This window comes from Ruegeria sp. CDSA021, from assembly GCF_059612325.1.
In genome coordinates this window covers 240,236-260,859 of sequence record NZ_JBXWQJ010000007.1, presented here as the reverse complement: position 1 = coordinate 260,859, position 20,624 = coordinate 240,236, and the positions used below count along the sequence as shown (strand labels likewise).

General features: G+C 55.2%; 19 protein-coding genes. 8 read left to right on the top strand and 11 right to left on the bottom strand.

From position 1 onward, the window contains the following. Nucleotides 1-283 precede the first annotated feature (283 nt). Nucleotides 284-517, bottom strand: coding sequence for a helix-turn-helix domain-containing protein (locus AC2FLD_RS12120; protein WP_496669321.1), 234 nt, complete (start codon nucleotides 515-517; stop codon nucleotides 284-286). On the opposite strand from AC2FLD_RS12120, the gene AC2FLD_RS12115 reads away from it, so the two are divergent. Then, nucleotides 497-1,123: a hypothetical protein gene (locus AC2FLD_RS12115; protein WP_496669670.1), complete on the top strand. Its 627-nt coding sequence runs from the start codon at nucleotides 497-499 to the stop codon at nucleotides 1,121-1,123. The genes AC2FLD_RS12120 and AC2FLD_RS12115 overlap by 21 nt on opposite strands. A 388-nt stretch (nucleotides 1,124-1,511) precedes the next feature. Here AC2FLD_RS12115 and AC2FLD_RS12110 read toward each other — a convergent pair whose 3' ends face one another. The 8 genes from AC2FLD_RS12110 to AC2FLD_RS12075 all read right to left on the bottom strand — a co-directional run bounded on the left by AC2FLD_RS12110 (nucleotide 1,512) and on the right by AC2FLD_RS12075 (nucleotide 10,518). Further along, on the bottom strand, nucleotides 1,512-2,267 hold the full coding sequence (locus AC2FLD_RS12110; RefSeq protein WP_234995213.1) for an SDR family oxidoreductase: 756 nt from the start codon (nucleotides 2,265-2,267) through the stop codon (nucleotides 1,512-1,514). An 11-nt stretch (nucleotides 2,268-2,278) separates the two neighbouring features. After that, nucleotides 2,279-3,319: a zinc-dependent alcohol dehydrogenase gene (locus tag AC2FLD_RS12105; protein WP_496669323.1), complete on the bottom strand. Its 1,041-nt coding sequence runs from the start codon at nucleotides 3,317-3,319 to the stop codon at nucleotides 2,279-2,281. Continuing rightward, nucleotides 3,316-4,416: a mandelate racemase/muconate lactonizing enzyme family protein gene (locus AC2FLD_RS12100; protein WP_085823076.1), complete on the bottom strand. Its 1,101-nt coding sequence runs from the start codon at nucleotides 4,414-4,416 to the stop codon at nucleotides 3,316-3,318. The genes AC2FLD_RS12105 and AC2FLD_RS12100 overlap by 4 nt, the downstream gene beginning before the upstream one ends. A 1-nt stretch (nucleotide 4,417) precedes the next feature. Next, entirely contained in the window at nucleotides 4,418-5,413 is a 996-nt protein-coding gene (locus AC2FLD_RS12095; protein ID WP_085823075.1) for an ABC transporter permease, read from the bottom strand. A 4-nt stretch (nucleotides 5,414-5,417) separates the two neighbouring features. After that, nucleotides 5,418-6,425: an ABC transporter permease gene (locus AC2FLD_RS12090; RefSeq protein ID WP_085823074.1), complete on the bottom strand. Its 1,008-nt coding sequence runs from the start codon at nucleotides 6,423-6,425 to the stop codon at nucleotides 5,418-5,420. Continuing rightward, nucleotides 6,422-7,948, bottom strand: coding sequence for a sugar ABC transporter ATP-binding protein (locus tag AC2FLD_RS12085; RefSeq protein WP_496669325.1), 1,527 nt, complete (start codon nucleotides 7,946-7,948; stop codon nucleotides 6,422-6,424). The genes AC2FLD_RS12090 and AC2FLD_RS12085 overlap by 4 nt, the downstream gene beginning before the upstream one ends. 69 nt (nucleotides 7,949-8,017) lie before the next feature. Next, on the bottom strand, nucleotides 8,018-8,992 hold the full coding sequence (locus AC2FLD_RS12080) for an ABC transporter substrate-binding protein (protein ID WP_085823073.1): 975 nt from the start codon (nucleotides 8,990-8,992) through the stop codon (nucleotides 8,018-8,020). A gap of 56 nt (nucleotides 8,993-9,048) precedes the next feature. Then, entirely contained in the window at nucleotides 9,049-10,518 is a 1,470-nt protein-coding gene (locus AC2FLD_RS12075) for an aldehyde dehydrogenase family protein (protein WP_496669326.1), read from the bottom strand. Nucleotides 10,519-10,762: 244 nt separating this feature from the next. Here AC2FLD_RS12075 and AC2FLD_RS12070 point away from each other — a divergent pair, with 244 nt between their 5' ends. The 3 genes from AC2FLD_RS12070 to AC2FLD_RS12060 are packed head-to-tail and all read left to right on the top strand — an operon-like array spanning nucleotide 10,763 to nucleotide 14,081. After that, nucleotides 10,763-12,385: a GMC family oxidoreductase gene (locus tag AC2FLD_RS12070; RefSeq protein ID WP_496669328.1), complete on the top strand. Its 1,623-nt coding sequence runs from the start codon at nucleotides 10,763-10,765 to the stop codon at nucleotides 12,383-12,385. A gap of 58 nt (nucleotides 12,386-12,443) precedes the next feature. Then, a complete protein-coding gene (locus AC2FLD_RS12065; protein WP_200818573.1) occupies nucleotides 12,444-13,151 on the top strand; it encodes an FCD domain-containing protein in 708 nt (235 codons plus the stop codon). Beyond that, on the top strand, nucleotides 13,152-14,081 hold the full coding sequence (locus tag AC2FLD_RS12060; protein WP_496669329.1) for a sugar kinase: 930 nt from the start codon (nucleotides 13,152-13,154) through the stop codon (nucleotides 14,079-14,081). 551 nt (nucleotides 14,082-14,632) lie between these two features. On the opposite strand, the gene AC2FLD_RS12055 is transcribed toward AC2FLD_RS12060, so the two are convergent. Continuing rightward, nucleotides 14,633-15,049, bottom strand: a complete 417-nt coding sequence (locus AC2FLD_RS12055; protein WP_496669331.1) for a methylglyoxal synthase — start codon at nucleotides 15,047-15,049, stop codon at nucleotides 14,633-14,635. 3 nt (nucleotides 15,050-15,052) lie between these two features. Then, complete coding sequence (locus AC2FLD_RS12050) at nucleotides 15,053-15,973, bottom strand: GntR family transcriptional regulator (RefSeq protein ID WP_282027315.1); 921 nt, start codon at nucleotides 15,971-15,973, stop codon at nucleotides 15,053-15,055. Nucleotides 15,974-16,370: 397 nt separating this feature from the next. Between AC2FLD_RS12050 and AC2FLD_RS12045 the strand changes: the two genes are divergently transcribed. The 4 genes from AC2FLD_RS12045 (at nucleotide 16,371) to AC2FLD_RS12030 (ending at nucleotide 20,538) form a co-directional block, all read left to right on the top strand. Further along, nucleotides 16,371-17,351, top strand: a complete 981-nt coding sequence (locus AC2FLD_RS12045; RefSeq protein ID WP_282027314.1) for a Bug family tripartite tricarboxylate transporter substrate binding protein — start codon at nucleotides 16,371-16,373, stop codon at nucleotides 17,349-17,351. 65 nt (nucleotides 17,352-17,416) lie between these two features. Then, complete coding sequence (locus AC2FLD_RS12040; protein ID WP_496669332.1) at nucleotides 17,417-17,848, top strand: tripartite tricarboxylate transporter TctB family protein; 432 nt, start codon at nucleotides 17,417-17,419, stop codon at nucleotides 17,846-17,848. A gap of 12 nt (nucleotides 17,849-17,860) precedes the next feature. Then, nucleotides 17,861-19,402 carry a tripartite tricarboxylate transporter permease gene (locus tag AC2FLD_RS12035; RefSeq protein WP_299637589.1) on the top strand — a complete coding sequence of 514 codons (1,542 nt, stop codon included), beginning with the start codon at nucleotides 17,861-17,863 and terminating at the stop codon, nucleotides 19,400-19,402. 50 nt (nucleotides 19,403-19,452) lie between these two features. Beyond that, on the top strand, nucleotides 19,453-20,538 hold the full coding sequence (locus AC2FLD_RS12030) for an isocitrate/isopropylmalate dehydrogenase family protein (RefSeq protein ID WP_282027311.1): 1,086 nt from the start codon (nucleotides 19,453-19,455) through the stop codon (nucleotides 20,536-20,538). The last annotated feature ends 86 nt before the right edge of the window (nucleotides 20,539-20,624 follow it).

Here is a 20,624-nt window from a genome sequence, read left to right as displayed (position 1 = left end):
AATCACAACAACCAGTTGAGCCAGACCCTCTCTTAGATCAGGCGGCCATCTGTCCCAAAATCCCTGACGACGGACAGCAGCTATGGTTTTGCTGAGAGGCGCAAACTGCCCCTTCTTCTTGATGCTTTGAGAGAGCCCGCCGAAAGACATCTGTTCTCCAGGCAGGTTGACTTTTTCTGTGTCTCGGGCGATGAAGAAGTGCCGGACACACTATTCGACACTTCAGCAAAAGGCCTCCTAGGTTTGGCGATCAGGAGGTCTTTTCCTTTTTGAGAAAGGCTTACTACATGGTTTGCCCCTCCTCAGACGAATAACGATCAGGAAAGAGCTGTTGAGGAGTTGTGCCGAGGCGTTCAGCGATGGCTGTTTGAACTCGGTGCGATCGTCGACGCCCCTGGCAGACAACTGTTACCGTTGATTGCGAGATACCAAGACTTTTTGCGACTTCAGCCAGTGAACTGCCTACGGAGCGCAGTCTGAATTTCAAAAGCTCATGGTGCTGGAGATCGACATTCATAGCGCCTCGTCAAACTACTTTGATCGTGCTTTCATACGGAATGAATCAGCTGCGATTCTTTGCGTCAACGAACGAAGAGGATTTCGTCGAATTGTTTTCGTTTTACCCCCCGTTTTGGCGATTGAAATGATACTCCCGGTCGGATTCTCGTTTGTTTGTCGGAATGGAAAGGTACTCGCGCACGGAGTCAGGACACATTCTCAAATTGTGGTGCGTCGCGTTCCAGCTAAAGAAATTCGGTCGACGTATCTGATCGATCCCCGTCTTGGGAGTTTTGCTGCTCGGTACTGTTTGAGTCTGAAGTCTGCGAGAAATGTCCTTGAAGCCCACGGCGTGGGTTTTCTGGCCCAGTTGAGAAGAGAATTTTCTGACGATGCCAGCTTGAATCAACTGGCGACCAGGCATGGGCCAAAACCGGAGACGCTATCAAATTGGATTGCAGATGCGGGCGAACCGATAAAGCGAGGCAACCATCGGCGCGGGATTGATATTGAGAATCTTGTGCGAGTGTTCCGGGAAACATCATCAGTAAATAGAGCGGCAGAAGAGGCTGGAGTTCACTGGAGTACGGCAGCAGATAGGCTGAAATCCGTTGGTGTAATGTAAGTTGAAAAGCTCCCTTCACCCTTGCAGACAAAGCCGGCTTTCCTCCAAGTAACCGTCCGTGGGGCAGATCGTGGCGAGTGCCCGAAATGAGTCCCACTTTGACCAATGCTGCGTGATGCCCCAATGACAGCAACGCGGACAAAGCCGCCATTGTACTCAATCGATTCAACGTCCGCACTAGAAACTCCAGATTGCTTCAATAGCCGTGGACTTAGGCATGAAGTTGAGCGTAAAACCGCGCTGATCGGCGTGTTTTCAATACAGTTGGCTCAGATTTTGGCTTTCGAAATCCTCAGTGAGGCCCACGCTCATGGGCGGTGTTGTTGTCCTGCTGTGGGCTTAGCTACCTAGCGAGTTTCGGTATACCAGCGCCTGAGAAATGCTGTTGTTAGCGGCCCATCCAACCGCCATCCACAACAAGAATTTCACCATTTACGTAGTCGGACGCTGGAGAACTCAGGAACACGGCCGGACCTGCAAAGTCGTCCGGTTTACCCCACCGACCCAATGGTATCCGTTCAAGAATAGCCTGCGAACGGGTCGGGTCGTCGCGCAAGGCCTTCGTATTGTCGGTCGCGACGTAGCCGGGCGCAATCGCATTGACGCTTATGCCTTTGCCCCCCCATTCATTGGCCAGCGCTTTTGTCAGTTGGCCGATCCCGCCTTTGGAGGCCGCATATCCTGGCACTGTGATCCCCCCCTGGAAAGTCAGAAGTGAAGCCGTGAAAACGATCTTTCCGCTGCCGCGCTTCAACATCGCGGCACCTATCTCACGCGCCAGAATGAACTGAGCGGAAAGGTTCACGTCGATGACTTCGTCCCAGTACTCATCCGAGTGCTCAGCGGCGGGGGCACGTTTGATCGTTCCAGCGTTGTTGACGAGAACATCTGGGACAATGCCGTCCTGAGACAACTGGGCCGCGAATTGAAGTACGGCTTCCCTGTCTCGGAAATCGCACTGATACGCTTTGAATGCGCGCCCAAATGCACGGACCGTCTTTTCCACCTCGCTGTTTTCCAGCTCCAGAGTTGCGCTGACGCCTACAATGTCGGCACCCGCCTCTGCCAAAGCTTCTGCCATGCTCCGACCGATCCCGCGCTTGCAGCCGGTGACGAGCGCTGTTTTTCCGCTCAAGTCAAACATCGGTAAACCTCTCATTGTCCGCCTCCGACCTTGATCAGGCTTTTCATCGCAACCGGGCTGCTGTCGAGCGCCTCGAATGCAGATTGGATATCCGTCAGCGGGCTGACATCGGTTATGATTGTCTCCGCATCCACCTCGCCATTCCTGATAAGTTCTATGGCTTTCTCGTAATCCTGGGGCTCGTAAACTCGGGCTCCAATCAACTTGAGTTCGCGCCAGAAAAACTGAAACATGTCCACCTTGGGAGGTGCCGCATGGATTGCCACCATCACGATACGCCCGCGGGTCGCGGCGACGGTCGTCATGGCATCTACGCCGGGCTGAGACCCGGATACTTCAAACACGACCTCCGCCCCTTTGCCACCCGTCTTTTCGTTGATCGCTGCGACCAGATCGCTTTTCAAAGGATTGACGGTATCGAAACCAAGCTGGTCCGCGATTCTCAGGCGGTTTTCGTTGACCTCTGAGATTGTGACGTTGCCTCCTGCTTCTCTGGCGACCATAGCGACCAGTACACCAATGGGTCCGCCACCGATGACTACAGCGTTTTCGCCGGGTGTTAACTGCGATAACCGCACGTCGTGACAGGCGACCGCCACCGGCTCGATCAGCGCGGCATGGTCCAGGCGTATATCTTCTGGTAGAACATGCAGGGTCTCGGCCGGAACGGACCAGTATTCCTGCATGGCCCCATCCGTGTCCAAGCCCAGAAATTGCAGGTTGTGACAAATGTGCGAATATCCTTCCGCGCAGGCCGGACAATTGCCGCAGGCTGCCAGGGGACGCACGACGACTTTCTGGCCCATGTCAAACTCGGACACACCTTCGCCAACCTCCGCCACAGTAGCCGACATTTCATGACCGACGATGCGGTTCAGCCCGACGCGTGCGTCCATATTTCCGTGGTAGACATGCATGTCGGTGCCGCAAATGCCGCAGTAGGCGATCTTTAAAAGAACTTCACCCGGTTTTGGTTGTGGCACTTCGGTTGTCTCGACGATGAATGTCTTGTCACCACGGTAGTAGGCCGCGGTTATCTTGTCTGGAGTCATGAGTGCATTTCCTCGTGCGCTTGGCGAAGCTTGTTCCAATCGAAGGTGACGCCGATCCCAGGATCGTCAGGAGCAACGGCCAAATGGTTTTCGACGTGAAGCGGGCGGGTGGTGTATTGGTCAATCGGGAAGGAATGTACTTCGATCCAGCCGGCGTTTTCCTGCGCGCTGACAAGGCTGACATGCAATTCCTGCATTCCATGCGAACAAATCGGCAGATTGTGGTCCCGGCTGAGTTTCGCGACTTGCAGCCAACCCGTTACACCGCCGCAATTGGACGCGTCCGGCTGTAGGTAACCCAGCGACGCATCTGCCACTGCGTATTCAAATTCGTGGATCGTGTGTAGGTTTTCACCCATGGCCAATGGAATGTTCGAGTTGGTCGCGATGCGCCCAAAGCCCTTGTAGTCGTCGGGGATAGTCGGCTCCTCGAACCAGGTCAGATTGTAAGGCTCAAAAGCACGCGCGGCGGTAATTGCCTGTTCCACACTCATGGAATAGTTGGCGTCAACCATGAACGTGATGTCCGGTCCAATCAGGTTCCGTACCGCTTCGACCCGAGCGACATCTTCCTCCAGTGTGGGCTGCCCGATTTTGATTTTTACGCCGTTGAAGCCTTGGTCCAAGTATTCCTGAATGGAGGCGAGCAATTTCGGAAGCGGGAAATTCAGGTCAATACCACCCGCATAGGCTCGGCATCTGTTGCTGTGACCGCCTGCAATCTGCCAGAGAGGTTTGCCCAGAGATTTGCACCGTAAATCCCACAACGCGATATCGACGGCGGAAATTGCAAAGGATGCTATGCCGCCTCGGGCAACGTAGTGAACATGCCACTGCATCGCATCGTACAACGATTCTACATTGTCGGCCTCTTCCCCGGTCAGGAAGGATGCCAGATCATGTTCGATCATTGCGGCGATGGATCGCCCGCCCTTGCCACCGGTATAGGTATAGCCGGTGCCTTCGCTGCCATCTTCAAGCCGGACTGTCGCAGTGACCAATTCGAAATGCGTATGATCTCCGTGTTTCGCATCCGTCAGTACCTCCGCAAGGGGGACATCAAACAGGTTCACGGAAACGCTTGCGATTTTTCCCATGTCAAACCGTTCCTTCCTTGGATGATGACGCCACGCGGCTTTGGAAGACAATCACGACAAACAGGAAGGCGCCGCGGATCACCATCTGCCAGTATGCGCTCAGGCTGATGACACCTCGGCCGTTCTCGAAGTTCAGGATGTTGAAAACCAGACCCAGCAACAGTGCACCTGCGACGGTTGCCGGGACAGATCCCAGGCCACCGGTCAGCAATGTGCCGCCAACAACAACAGATGCGATCGCAGACAATTCCCACCCGACACCTTCTAGAGGCTGACCTGCGCCAAATCCGGAGGCCAGAAAGACACCAGCCAGACCCGCGCAACCGCCGCTCAGCGTGTAGACAAAGATCTTCGCTTTTGTGACGCTCAAGCCCATCATGATGCTGGCATCCTCACCGCCACCGACGGCAAGAACTGTGCGCCCCAGTGACGTCTTCTCCAGAACAATCCACAGCGCGACGACCAGTACAAAGGTGATCACAATGGTCCAGGGCAGAACACCGAACGCCTTTTCGAGGCCCATTTTGGTAAAGTTCGATTCCCAGTCGATCGAAATCGTCTGTGCACCCGAGATCACCAAAGCGCCGCCTTTGGCACCCAGCATCGTGGCGAGCGTGGCGATAAAAGGTGGAATGCGCATTGCGACAACGAAAAACGCGTTCAGCCCCCCAATTGCCAGACCAGCGGCCACCGCGCCGGGCAAAGCGATCTGGATTCCGTAGGGTGATAAATAAGCTGCAACAACCGAGGTGAACGCCGCAACAGAGCCTACCGACAGATCGATGCCACCCGTCAGGATCACAAAGCACATCCCGACAGAGATCACGATGAACATCGCATTATAGTTTAAGAAGGAGGAGATATTGTAGGCTCCACCAAAGTTTTCGTAGCGCAGCAATCCGAACAGGATCAGGATGACAAGCGCGATCCAAACGCCGATGCTGTGTGTACTGCCTTGCAGATAGCGGCGCAGGTCAAATGCAGATGTATCAAGCATCGGTTTACTCCTTGCGCGCTTGCTGAAGGTATACTGCTGTCACGATGATCCCGGCTTTGGCGATCAACGCGACTTCATCCGCGACCCCGTTGGCCAATAGCGTGTATTTGACGAGCTGTATGATCACGGCACCCAGTATGGCGCCGAATATGGGCGCTTTACCGCCCTGCAACAAAGCACCACCCACAACGGCTGCTGCGATTGCGTCCAGTTCCATCAGGTTGCCAATCCGTGCCGCGTCCGAAGCGGAGTTTATTGCGACAACGATCAGGCCTGCCATGCCGGAAAGTCCGGCGCAGATCACGTAGGCCCCGATCTTGACCCGTTTGACAGGAACGCCGGACAATCGCGCGGCCTTCTCGTTTCCGCCCACTGCCAAGAGCTGACGGCCAAATACCGTCTGGTTCACGACCCACCACACCACGACTGCGATCAAAAGGACCAGATAACCCTGAAACGGAAACCCAAGGATCTTGCCTGTACCCAGATAACTGAATTCCGGGTTAGTGAATGTCTGGAGATTTCCGTTGGTAAGAACCAATGCGATTCCACGACCGGAGATAAAGAAAATCAACGTCGCGACAATGGGTTGTACATTGAGGTAACTCACCATGAACCCGTTGAATGCACCACAAAGCAATGCCACCAACACAGGCACAACAATAGACAGAACCAGCCCTATTTGGGGGTTCGCTTCGGCAAACGGTGACGTGAAGATCAGGGGTGCCATCGCCCCTGCCAACGCCATGACCGCACCAACGCTCAGGTCAATGCCGCCAGTGGCAATCACCAGTGTCATCCCGACAGCCACAATCGCAATTGTTGCTACCTGACTGATATTCACGAACAGGGTTTGAGGGTTCAGGAAGTTTGGTGTCACTATAACGTTGAAAGCCAGGATCACGATCAGTGCGATCACTCCCCCGTTGTTGCTGACCCAGCTCCAGTCGAACTGAAGTCGCGTTCCTGAGGTTCCGCTGGTGTTCAAGGTTTGTTTGTTCTCTGGGGTCATGCTGCACCCCTTTCATAATGGTGGGCGATGGCAGCGATCAGCCTTTCCTCGGTTACCCCGGGGTTTTCCAGTTCCGTGACGGAATGGCCGTCCTGCAGCACGACGATCCGGTCCGCCCCTTCCACCAGTTCCTCGAATTCTGAGCTGATCAGAAGAACGCCAAGACCTTTTTCAACATAGTCTCGGATGATCGACTGGATTTCGAATTTGGCGCCGACATCGACCCCGCGGGTCGGTTCATCGAGAATCAGCAGTCTTGGATCGAGCGCCAGCCATCGCGCAAGCAAGACCTTTTGCTGATTGCCGCCCGACAATTCACGGATCGGCTGTTCCATGCTTGCGGTTTTGATACCCAGGGAACATATGAAAGACCCCACCAGCTCCTGCTCTCGCTTGCGATCCACCCCGCCGAATTTCCGAAGCCGGGGCAGCAGGGCGAGAGTCATGTTTTCGCGCACAGACATATGCGGAATGATCCCTTCGCGTTTGCGATCCTCGGTTAAAAAGCCGATACCGGCTTCGATCGCATGTGCCGGATTGCTGATGCGATCCGGGCCGTCGCGATGGGTGATTTTACCTTTTCTTAAGGCATCCAGCCCGAACAGTGCCCGTGCAACTTCAGTTCGGCCAGCTCCAAGCAGGCCGCCCAAACCGACGATCTCGCCTTTGCGCACCGATACCGTGACGTCTTTCAATCCGTGGCCGGTGGATATCTCGTCAGCCTCCAGCAAAACCTCACCAGGCTGATTTCGCTTTTCACCGCCCAGACCGGTCATACCTGCCGCTTCGATTTCTTCCGGGTCGCGACCCAGCATTTCCGAAATCAACCCTAATTTGGTTGTCTCGGAGACCACATGCTGACCAACTGTCTGACCGTCCCGCATGATCGTCACCCGATCACAGATCTGGTAGAGCTCATCCAGAAAATGCGAGATGTACAGGATTGCAACGCCTTGCTTTTTCAGTTCACGCACGACCCCGAAAAGGATATCTATTTCCTGATCGTCCAGGGACGATGTGGCTTCGTCCATGATCACAACCTGCGCTTTCATCGAAGCGGCACGGGCAATCGCAACAAGCTGCTGTATCGCGGTGGAATAGGTTCCAAGTTGCGCGCGAACATCGATGTCCACGCCGAACCGTTTCAAAGTCTTTTCGGCCTGCAGGTGCGCGCGTTGCCAATCGATTAGCCCGAGTTTCGTGCGTGGCTCGTACCCCATCATCACGTTTTCCGTCACGCTGCGCAGGGGTACGAGGCTCAGCTCCTGATAAATCGTTGCAATCCCTGCATCCTGTGCTTCACGGGGAGTGCTGATTCCGGTTTCAGAGCCGTTGATTTTAACACTTCCGGAATCCTTGCGGTAAACACCTGTGAGTATCTTGATAAGGGTGGATTTTCCGGCGCCGTTCTGGCCAATAACCGCATGAACTTCACCGGGCTTCAAATGAAGCTGGGCATCCTGCAAGGCTACCACACCGGCGAACGCCTTACAGATACCGCTCATTTCGATCAAATCGGTCATTTGCGTGATCTCTTGCGATGAGAGGCATCAAAGGGGACGGCATACCGCCCCCTCCGACACAGGGAGTGGTTAATAGGCTTCGTCGATATGATCGGCGGCGTTGTCCTTGGTGAAGATCCGATCTTCGACCTTGATCCAGCCGGGAATTTCTTCCCCGGCCGCGTACCGTTTCATAACGTCACAAGCGAGCGGACCGAAGAAAGGTGAGCTTTCAACAGTGACACCCATCTTGCCGTCAATAATGGCCTGCAGGGCATCGCGTGTGCCGTCGATCGACACGATGATTACATCTTCCCCCGGTTTACGACCCGCAAGCTCCAGTGCTTGAATAGCGCCAATCGCCATTTCATCGTTATGGGCGTAGACAACATTCACGTCCGGATGCGCCTGTAGCAGTGTTTCCATCACCTGACGCCCCAGATCGCGGGCAAAGTCGCCGGTTTGGGAAGCGACGATTTCAAACCGGTCATCCGTCGCGATCTGATCGTCAAAACCTTTTTTCCGGTCATTTGCCGGTGAAGATCCGGTCGTCCCTTCAAGCTCGACAATAACGCCTTTTTCACCGCTAAAATTTGCTATCAGCCAGTCTGCGGCGCGTTGGCCCTGCTCAATAAAATCAGACCCAAGGAATGATACGTAGTGGTCGCCCGCCTGCGCAACGCTTGGATCAACCGAGCGGTCTACCAGAAAGGTCGGAATTCCGGCGGCTTTTGCCTTCATGACGGCAGGGATGAGTGGTTTTTCTTCGCGTGGGGGAAGGAACAAAACGTCGATACCCTGCGCGATCATTGAATCCACATCCGCAACCTGTTTGGCGGCAGACCCGGCGGCGTCGGTCGCTATCAAATCCCAGCCGCAGGTTTCGGCTGTATCGTGGAAGGATTTGGTTTGCGCGATGCGCCATGGATTGTTGGACTCCATTTGTGGGAAGCCCACACGATACGTGTCTTTGGCCTCCAGCGGCGGTGTCTCGGCGATGGCCAGTCCGGCCCCCAGGCCGACGCTGAGAGCAATTGCTGATCCAAGCATGTTACGACGTTTCATTACATCTCCTCCAAGTTTAACGCGGCCGCATCCTCCAAGCCGCTGAATTACCGGGATCACCCCCAGTTTAGATAAAGGCTCTGCTTTCGCAGGTACCCGTCGAAACCGTATTTCCCATCTTCTCCGCCCAAGCCGGACTGACCCCAACCGTTGTGGAACGCGTGCACCTGTTCACCATTGGCCCGATTGACGTAAATCTCGCCAAACTTCAGCGCTTTAGGGGTTTGCATGATGCGGCGATGATTTGCTGTGAAGACATAGGCGGACAATCCGAATGCGGTGTCATTTGCCATCGCCAATGCCTGATCAAAACCGTCCACTCGAATGGCAGGCACCACTGGCCCGAATACTTCGTTTTTAACCACGGCTGTGTTGTTGTCTTTGACTTCCAAAACCGTTGGGGCCATCCAATGACCTTTCGAGTGGGGGCCTTGGTTCAGTGGGCCGCCTTCCAGAAGCACTTCGGCACCAGCCTCGATCGACGCCCGGACCAGTGAAGCCACCTTGTCGACCTCTGGTCCACTGACCTTTGGGCCCATGTCCGGGTTGTCCATAGGGTCGCCGATCGTCATGGCTGCGGCTTTTGAAACAAATTTCTCGAGGAACTCATCGGCGATTGAACGATGCAGGTACATCCGCTCATTGCAAGTACAGATCTGACCGCAATTCGTGAATCGCGAAACCATCGCCGCTTCAACGGCCCGGTCTATGTCGGCGTCTTCCAGTACGATGAAGGGCGCTTTTCCCCCGAGCTCCAGGCGCAAGACTTTCATCCCGTCGGCGCCGGCCCGAAATATCTCGCGTCCAGCCCGGTTGCTGCCGGTCATAGTCACCATAGACGTGAGTGGGTGCTGCACAAGGGCTTGACCCGCCACAGGGCCTCGGCCCGTAATCACATTGAACAGTCCGGTCGGCACCCCCGCTTGCTGCGCAAGTGCAGCGATAAACAAACCGGAAAGCGGTGTGATCTCGTGCGAAAGCAGAACAAAACCGTTCCCGGCGACCAGGGCGGGGCCAAGCTTGCGGGTGACAAGAGCAGACGGGTAATTCCAGGCGGTCAACCCGACGACCACGCCGTAGGGGTGGCGTCGAATGAAAATCTCTTCATCGGGGTTGTCCGAGACAAGAATATCCCCCTCGATGCGCCGCGCATTATCGGCAGCGTTAAACAAGAACTCAGCCGAGGCGGTGACTTCACCCAGCGCCTGATTGAAGGGTTTGCCCTGTTCCATCGTGATGATCCGAGCCAGATCATCGGTCCGTTTCAAAACGAGTTCGCCAAGCCGCCGAACAATTCGCCCGCGCTGCACAGCCGGGACCATTTCCCAGTCAGATTGCGCTTTATGCGCCGCTTCCAACGCTCGCGCCACATCATCTTCCGATCCAAGCGGTACCGTGGCGAAAACTTGCTCGTTCGCTGGATTTTCCACTTCGACCCGATCACCGGCCGCGTCGTCGACCCACGCGCCATCGATGAGCATATGCGCTTTGAGGATCTTTCCGGACTGGATATCAAAATCTAACACGATTCACCTTTGGTCGTACCAAACATATTTCTAACTCACCTAGATTCGCGCTTAGGTCAAGAGAAAACGTGAAAAATGTGCCATATTTGATATTTTGGGCTCTCCCTTGAAAGTTTTGGTACGATCATATATGCCTGAGGTGCCGCTGCTCCGAAAGCCTTCCAACGAGAATGGTTTTTAGGCTGCCGGAGGCGCATGTCCTGCATGCATCACTAAACAGGCGTTGTTCTATGGGAGGAGCAGTATGGCCGTCGAATACGACTATATCGTTGCGGGAGGAGGGGCCGCCGGCTGCGTGGTCGCCGCTCGGTTGGCCAAGGACGGGAAAAACCGGGTTCTTCTTCTTGAGGCGGGGCATTCCAACAAACACCCGCTTTTGGACATGCCGCCGGGTATTTTCAAAATGATTAACGGCACGAAATTCATGCGCTATCACAAGACTGTAGAACAGGAGCATCTGGGAGGGCGCGTCCACGACATCCCCCAAGGGCATGTGCTTGGTGGAGGTTCGTCTGTGAATGCGCAGGTTTACATGCGCGGGCGCCCATCAGATTACGACGCGTGGCAGGACATTTTGCACGGCAGCAATGACGGCGTCGACTGGAGTTGGAATGCGGTTCTACCGCATTTTCGCGGCATGGAAGACAACAATCGTCTGTACAATGATCTCCACGGCACAGGTGGACCGCTGTTGGTGTCCGACCCGGGTCATATCGATGATCTGTCCCGGCTGTTCGTGCAGGCCGTTCAGGGCCTGGGCGAACCGATTTCACCGGATTTCAACGGGGAGCGGCAGCGCGGTGTGGGATTCTATCAATTCATGAACCGAAACGGTCGACGGTCATCATCAGCGTATGCATTTATTGAGCCTCTGAAGAATGACCCAAACCTGACCGTGCGTTTGCAGTCCGAAGTTCTGAGCGTCGTTATTGAGAACGGCAAAGCCGTCGGTGTTCGGTTTGCTGATCGGAGGGGCAATGTTTACACGGCAAGGTGCAGCGGAGAAGTGATACTTTCTGCAGGCTCCCTGGTAACGCCGAAAATCCTGATGCTGTCGGGGATAGGCCCGGCCGAACATCTTCGGGAATTCGATGTCCCATGCGCGGTGGATTTGCCCGGTGTCGGTGAAAATCTGGTGGATCACCCTGAAGTTCCCATCACTGCACGCGTCAAGGGGAAAGGCGGGTACTACCGACAGGGTGAAGGCTGGCGCATGATCCGGAATGGCCTTCAGTTCAAGCTCTTTGGAAGTGGTCCGATCACAAGCGCTGGTGTTGAAGCAGGTGCTTTCGTCAATCCTCAGGACCCGGAGGCAGAGCCAACGATTCAGGCCTTTTGCGTTCCGATCGTCTATGTCGACCGCGATACCCGTCATTTGGTCGAGGATGGCTATGGGCTGACGGTCACAACAGTTGTAATCAAACCCAGGTCCCGAGGGACCGTCAAGCTGTCGTCGTCCGATCCCAAGGCCATGCCCAGCGTGTCGCCGAACCTTTTGAAGGACGAGGAGGATATGGACCAGATGGTTAAGGGCCAACGGTTCTTTCTCGAGGCATTCAACGCGCCACCTCTTGCCGACCGGATCGACAAAGTCATGTTGCCACAGCCTGAGGTGCGCTCAGACCAAGACCTGCGCGCGTATTGCCGACGTTTTGTCAAAACAAACTACCATCCGGCAGGTACCGCGAAAATGGGTGCTGACAACGACCCACTGGCGGTTCTTGATCCGCGAATGCGCGTGAGAGGCGTTGAAAATCTTCGGGTTTGCGACCTGTCTGCGATGCCGGATATCAATGCCGGAAACACTCAGGCGCCTGCCATGATGATGGGGGATCGTTGTGCTGACCTGATCCTTGGGCGCTTGTAATACTTAATCTGCATGAGGCAACGGTCTGTGTGGTCCCTGCTACCGAAAGGAAATCTTTGTGCGAAACCAAGCTGAAAATGGAAGGGCCGCGGACAATGTCGTCGCAATCCTTGCTCAGAGAATCCAGACCGGTGAGCTTGGAGATGGCCAGCCACTACCACCCGAGCGCGACATGATGGAGGAATTCGGGATCAGTCGAACAGTCGTTCGCGAAGCAGTTGTCGCATTGTCGAACAAAGGATTGATTGAAGCGCGCCCGAGGCACCGCCCGCTGGTTCGAAAACCGGGATACGACAGTGCTTTCAGCGCGATCGAAAGCATCGTCACGCATCTGTTGCACCAGCCCGGAGGCGTTAGAAATCTGTTTGACACACGCATCTTGCTTGAGGCAGCGCTGGTTCGGGAAGCCGCCAAAACAGCGGACAAACATGATATATCCGCATTGAAACAGGCGCTGGAAGCAAACGAGGCGTCTATAGATAACAGCGAAATGTTTTACGAAACCGATATTGGGTTTCACCGGATCCTGTATGAAATTCCTCGGAATCCGGTGCTGCCAGCGGTCAACCGGGCCTACACAACGTGGCTAGCGCCCCATTGGATGCAAATGCCACGACTCCCGGACCGAAACCAAAAGAACTTTAAGGCCCATAAGGAAATATTTGACGCAGTTCTTATGCGCGACCCAGACGCAGCTGAGGATGCGCTCAAGCGCCACCTCGAAAATGCCTGGGATCAGGTGCGACAAACATTCGGAGAGATTTAGGTGGCAAGAAATAAGCGCCCGATTCAGAAGATCTGCTGCATCGGCGAAGTGATGATCGAGATTGTGTCGGATGATGGTGTCAACGCAAAGCTGGGCGTTGCCGGTGACACATTCAATACCGCCGTTTACCTGAGCCGGATTTTAGCCGACACCGATGTGTCTGTTGCGTACTGTACGGCGTTGGGTTCGGATCCCTATTCGCAGATCATTATGAAATCGATTTCCGCACACGGAATTGGCACATCCAGCATTGAAATTCGCGACGACAAAAATCCAGGTCTCTATGCCATAGATACGGACGAAAACGGCGAGCGCAGCTTTACTTACTGGCGTTCCGACTCCGCTGCTCGCACGCTTTTTCAAGCCCCGTGCTCAGTTCCATTGGAAGAATTGACCGGCTACGATTTACTGTATTTGTCCGGTATTTCATTAGCAATTCTCACGCCTGAGGTGAGAAGAAACCTGCTTCATTTTGTAAGCGGCTTCTGCAAAGGAGGGGGTACTGTTGCCTTCGATAGTAATTACCGGCCACGTCTGTGGGAGAGCACAAAAGCGGCTAGGGAATTAAATCGTGAAATGTGGCGGCTGACCGATATCGCGCTGCCTTCACTGGACGATGAGATTGAGCTTTTTGGCGATCGAAACGAAACAGATGTTTTGCGCCGTTTAGGCAGTCTTGGTGTGGAATTTGGCGCACTGAAACGGGGAGCTCTTGGTCCAATCAATCTCACTACTTGTCAGAAAGCCCAAGGTTTGCCCACCGTAGCAGAAGTCGTTGATAGCACAGCCGCAGGGGACAGTTTCAATGCTGGTTTCCTCGCAGCACATGTCAAGAGTAAGGACGTTCGCGAATGTCTGAAAGCTGGTCACAACCTGGCAGCAGAAGTGATCAAATGGAATGGGGCAATCACTCCAATACAGTGCATTTGAAAAAATGTAGGCGCCTTCTGGCGCAAACCAAAGCCCCCGAGAAACTAGGAACTGGAGTGCTGTTCGAGGCTTCGGATGCTGACCTGAGGCTGGTACTAGATCGGCAAATAGCGTGCCAAAGTGGTTTGCATAGCGAATCGTGGTCAGTAGGATCGAACAGCACGTCTGCGTGGACATAACTGGGAACTTACTGTGCCGCCGCAGATCGGAAGTTTTTTCAGAATAATCCTACGGACGAACAAAACGGACCTTGGAGCGTTGCGCAGCATTAGTCATTTTGGGCTCATTTCGGAGCTCGGTGCTGTTGCAGCAGAAGCCCTTGCCCCGCTGCCAGCTGATCACGCAGACGGCCCATAAGAGACATTCGGTACTCTGCTTGCATTCTGCGGTCGCAGCCCGCATTCCGGTCATTCGCTGCGCGTGCAAGATTTGGCGCTGAACGAATTCACCATTCGCGGACAAAACTGCCATTAGCTTTATTTACCTGAATGACCCCTTAAAGCCCCGCCGCAGACATTCATATTTCTGTAGATCGTGCGGAAAGTGAATCCTCAGGCTGTTTTGGCGGCTTTAACGCTAGCCGCGCGCACTAACAGCGTCGCGCTTGCCACGTTGATGGCCAGCGCAGTGTTATACAGCGTGGCCAGTCGTAGCAGCGACTTCACATCGACATCGTGAGGCAGCGCGGAAAGCGGGTCGATGAAAAAGATCAGCGCATCAAGGCGCCCTTCAGCGATCATCGCGCCGATTTGCGCATCACCTCCGAGAGGGCCACTTTTCAGACAGGTGATCTGTAACCCGACTTCAGTGGCGATACGCCCCCCGGTCGTGCCGGTGCCGAACAATTCCATCTCTGCCAGTTCGGACTTATGCGCATTCGCCCATTCGATCATCTGATCTTTCATCTTGTCATGCGCAACCAGCGCCATCGAGTGGATCATGGGCGCAGATCTAACGTCTTGCGGCATCGCTCAATCGGCCTCCGTCGGATTGTCCGCAGCCCAGCTCCAAGCCAGCGGTGATTTGCGTTTCAGGGCACCGCTTAAATGTTGGCGCATCCGGTAAGAGGCATCTGCAACGTTGCCGCGCTCTAAAAGAGACAAGATCTCGAGATGTTCAGAGCATTGCTCGATAAGGCGTTCGCGGTTGACTTCAGCCCGGTACTCCATCAAGCGGCGCATCCGGTTGGCTCTCTGTAGTGACATCAGGAAAAATGGGTTGCCCGAGAGTTTGATCAGTTCTTCATGAAACAGCGAACCGTTCTTGAGCAAGGACTCGTCCGGAGCTGATTTCACGTCCATGTTCAACATGCCTTCCTGAATACGCCGCTGTTCATCCAAGACTTTGTGATCAAGCTCGAAAGTGGGTTCGAGCATGGCGGCGGGTTCGATCGCCATTCGAAATCTATAGATCTGATCGAAAGCCTCTGGGGTCTTGGCAACCGGCAAAAAACGCCAACCGTATCCCTCTTTGCGTTCTGCCCATCCTTCTCGGGATGCCCTGGCCAATAGGTCGTGAGCCTTGGTTTTAGTCCAGCCATATCGCTGACGCAAAAACTGTTCAGTAACGTCCTCGGGGATCTGGTTGGTCAGCCAGTCGTTGGCGAGGGTTTGATAGTCCTCATTTCCCTCGGGCATCGCTTTTGCCAGGGTAGAATTTATCTTTGATGGGATTTTGTCTGCAACAAAATATCCGCGGTTTGGTTGCCGGACGAGTACCTTCTGGTTTTCAAGGCTAACCAAAGCTTCGCGTACCGGAGTACGCGAAACGCCGTATCTGTCGGCAACCTGCTGGGCGCTGACATGCTCTCCGGCACTTAGGGAGCCGGACACTATGTCATGTAGTAGCCGGTTGGAGATCTTCCTCGAAAGCTCGCTTGTTCTTCCCGACATCCTAATCACCGATGGGTTGATTTGGGGGCATCCCAGATTGCATTTGCCTTTCCAGAACGCCCCAGTTTTCTGGCTTTATGAGTTATAAAAACCAAAAAATTGGATTTAGGTCTACACCTTTCTGCAACTGTCACGTGCCCATGATTGGTTTTTTGCCAGTCCGGTAGAACAAAAGCCAAGCTCCGGTGACGCCGGGTAGAAAAATAAGTTGTTATTAATCAATGCTTTTGCAGCGATGCGGCAACAGTACGGCTAATATGCAGCAATGTGACTTTGGATTTTTGACCGCGTAAAAGCAAATTTAAATTGGCTTTTTGCAATCAAATATGCAATTCCTGTTACTGGCGCGAGATTCGCGCTACCGAACATCAAAAAATGGGAGGACCACCTCGTGTTCATGAAACTTACTCGTGCAAGCGCCTTCGCTACCGTTGCCCTGCTGGCCGGTGTGGGTACTGCATCCGCTGAATTCAAAGCTGAAAGCCCGCAGTGCATCGCCCCGTCCAACCCGGGTGGTGGCTGGGACTTCATCTGCCGTACAACCGCCAAACACCTTTTTGATCTGGGTGTCATCGAAGATTCGATGCAAGTCACCAACATGTCGGGCGGCGGCGGCGGTGTTGCCTTTGCCCACGTCACCAAAGAGCGTAACGAAGACAACAACCTGATCGTTGCAGCGTCTATGTCGACCAGCGCGCGTATAGCGCAGGGCATCTATGAGGACGCGACGCAGGATGACGTACACTTCCTGGCGACCTTCGGTGCGGAATATGGCGCCATCGCTGTTCGCGCAGACTCGCCCTTCCAGACGCTAAAAGACATGATGGACGCGATCTTGGAAGATCCGCGTTCGGTCGGTATCGCTGGTGGCTCGTCGGTTGGCAGCTTCGACCACATCAAGCCCATGCTGGTGGCACGCGAAGCAGGAATGGAAGACGTCACGCAGCTGAAATACGTCTCGTTTGACGGTGGCGGCGAAGCGATGACAGGTCTGCTTTCGGGTGCGACCGAAGCGCTGTCAGGTGACTTCTCGGAAATGCTGGGTTTCTTGGAGTCGGGTGACATCCGCATCATCGGCATCATGGCGCCCGAGCGTCTGGCCAACTACCCGGACATCCCCACCGCAAAAGAGCTGGGCTATGACGTGGTTGGTGCGAACTGGCGCGGTCTTTACATGCCCGCTGGTGCCTCGGACGAAGCGAAAGAGTTTTGGTCGAACGCCATTAAGACCATGGTTGCCGACCCGGGCTTCCAGGCAACCCTTGAAGAAGCTGCAATCGCACCCTTCAACAACTTCGGCGACGATATGCACAACTTCGTGGCGGGCAGCATCTCTGATGTGACCAAGCTGTCGAAAGAGATTGGCATTATCCAATAACGCGACTTCGGGCTGGCCGCATGAACCGGCCAGCCCACTGCACATCAAATGAAAGGGAGGAGAAAATGAGTGACCGCATCTTTGGCGGCTTTGGGTTGGCGCTCGCCATCTTCTATATTTGGGCCGCGTCAACGATCAAAGACAGCTTCATGGTCGATGTGGTTGGTCCACGTGCATTCCCCTACATCGTAGGCTCCATCGTCGCGCTTTGTTCGCTCTACTTCATCTTGCGCCCCGACGACGAACCGGAATGGCCGCATATGCGCGAATTTGCCGAAATCGTCTTCGCGGCAGCTGTCATGTTTGCATACAGCTGGGCGCTTCCCGAAATCGGCTTCCTGATTTCGACTGTATTCGCAACGGCCTACTTGACGTGGCGCCTGGGGACACAACCCCTTTGGTCCCTCGTAACGGGGGTCTGTACCTCGGTTGGTATCTACGTCGTTTTCCACCTGATCCTCGGCCTTGCTTTGGCCAAAGGTCCACTTGGTTTCTGAGGAGCGATACCTATGGAAATTCTGTCTCTTCTTGCAGATGGCTTTGCCATCGCACTCACCCCGCAGAACCTGTTGCTGGCGGTCATCGGCTGCTTTCTGGGAACGTTGATGGGTGCACTTCCGGGTCTTGGCCCAGCCAATGGTGTAGCGATCCTGATCCCCATTGCCTTCTCGTTGGGTCTGGGCCCGACCGCATCTCTGATCCTGCTGGTCAGTGTCTATTACGGTGCCATGTATGGGGGACGGATCAGCTCGATCCTACTGAATATTCCCGGCGACGAACCGGCGATGATGACTTGTCTGGACGGCTATCCGATGGCCCAGCAGGGCAAGGCAGGCGAGGCCCTGTCGCTGTCTGGGGTTGCCTCGTTCGTAGGTGCCTTCGTGGCCACCTGTGGTCTGGTCGTTCTGGCCCCGCAGTTGGTGAAAATAGCCCTTCTATTTGGACCGGCCGAGTATTTCGTACTGTTCACGGTGGCCTTTGCAACCCTTGGCGGCATCTCGTCCACTAACCAGGCAAAATCGGCATTTGCGGCAGCGCTGGGACTGGGCATTGCCATGATTGGCAGCGACAGCCAGACGGGCTCGCAGCGTTTCACCTTCGACCACGTACACCTTTATGACGGCATCGACTTCCTGATTGCGATCGTCGGCTTGTTCGCACTGAGCGAGGTGTTCATCTTCCTCGAGCATCACCGCGGTGGCGCAGTCGGCTCAGCCGGGGCAACCAAAATTGGCCGGATCATGCCCGACTTCAAGATGATCAAGCGCTGCCTTCCCTCGATGGCGCGCGGCACGGGTCTTGGCTTCTTCTCGGGCGTTCTGCCCGGTGCGGGCGCGTCGCTGGGCTCGTTCCTGGCTTACTCGCTGGAAAAGCAAGCGGTTGACCGTGATGGCAAGACCTTCGGCAAAGGTGACCCGCGCGGCGTCGCGGCACCGGAAGCGGGCAACAACGCGGCCTCGGGTGGCGCACTGGTGCCGATGCTGGCGCTGGGTGTTCCCGGTTCGGGGACAACGGCGGTTCTGTTGGCAGTGCTGCTGCAGCTGAACATCACGCCTGGTCCGCTGCTGTTTTCGAAAAGCCCGGACATCGTGTGGGGCCTGATCGCCTCGCTGTTCCTTGCGAACTTCATCCTACTGGCCATGAACATCCCGCTGGTAGGCATCTTCACCCGTGTGCTTATGGTCCCGACCCGGATCCTGATGCCGATCGTCGCGATGATTTCCTTCGTAGGCATCTATTCGATCACCGGCTCGACCTTTGACGTGATGCTGATGGTGGGCTTTGGGATTGCTGGCTGGGTTCTGCGCAAACTCGACGTGTCTCTGGTGCCCGTGATCCTTGGCATTCTCCTAGGCAACCAGATGGAAGTGAACCTGCGCCGCGCCATGACGATCTCGGATGGCGACTGGTTCATCCTCGTCGGCAGTCCCCTGGCCATCATCCTGTGGCTTGTCGCAATCGCCGGCTTCGTGCTGCCCATGCTGATGGGGCGTCGCATGAAGAAGCGGATGGAAGCCGCACGCGATCAAGAAGAATTCGTCGGCGACTGAGCCGACACCCTCAACGAACTTGGCCAAATGGCCGATCATAGGAGACTAGTATGCGTATCATGACACTGCCCTGCGATGGTATCGGGCCGGAAATCATGGCGGCGACCCTGGAAGTTGTCGAAGCTGCGAACAAACGCTTTGATCTGGGACTGACCTTCCATGAAGAAGAGAGCGGTTTCACCAGCTTAAAGAACCACGGCATCACCCTGCGGGAAGAGGTTCTGGATCGCGCCCGCACCGAATTTGACGGTGTGATCCTAGGCACTCAGTCACACATGGATTATCCCCCGGTTGTCGAAGGTGGACGCAACGTGTCGGCTGGCTTCCGCATCGGGCTGGACCTCTATGCAAACGTACGTCCCGCACGTACCCGCAGCTTCATCCCGAACAAAGCGCCAGGCATGGATTTGGTGATCATGCGTGAAGCCACCGAGGGCTTCTACCCTGACAGAAACATGTACAAGGGCGTGGGCGAGATGATGCCCGACCCCGACATGGCGCTGTCGGTACGCAAGATCACCCGCCACGGCTCGATGCGGATTTGTCGCGAAGCCTTCAAGTTGGCAATGCAACGCAACAAGAAGGTTGCGGCGATCCACAAGGCAAACTCGTTCCTGATGACCGACGGACTGTTCCTGGAATGCTTCCGCGAAGTGGCCAAGGACTTCCCCGAAGTTGAAACCGAAGAGCTGATCGTCGATGCTTTCGCCGCACTTCTTGTGCGCAAACCCGAAGCTTACGACGTGGTGGTAGCTACCAACTTTTACGGGGACATCCTGTCGGATCTAGCGTCGGAATTGTCTGGGTCATTGGGTCTGGCAGGGTCGATCAACGCCAACGCTGAAACCGGTCTGTGCTGCGCTCAGGCGCAACATGGATCGGCGCCGGATATTCAGGGGCAGAACGTCGCCAACCCGACCTCGTTGATCCTATCAGCGGCCATGATGCTGACCTGGCTGGGCGAACAGCGTGGCATCCAGAAGTTGATGGATGCCGGTCAAGCCATTGCCGACGCCGTGGACGCAGTGATCGACGTCTCGGAAAACCGCACCCGTGACTTGGGTGGATCCGTGAACTGTGACGCCTTTGGCTCCCTCGTCGCAGAAGCCGTAGCGCGCGAAAGCGTTGCAGCTTGAGGATACTCCTTGCGGGCAACTCTTGCCCGCAGCTTTTCGGCGGCACTGCCTCTCTCCCTGTGGTGTCGCCGAATATTTCAGGACGC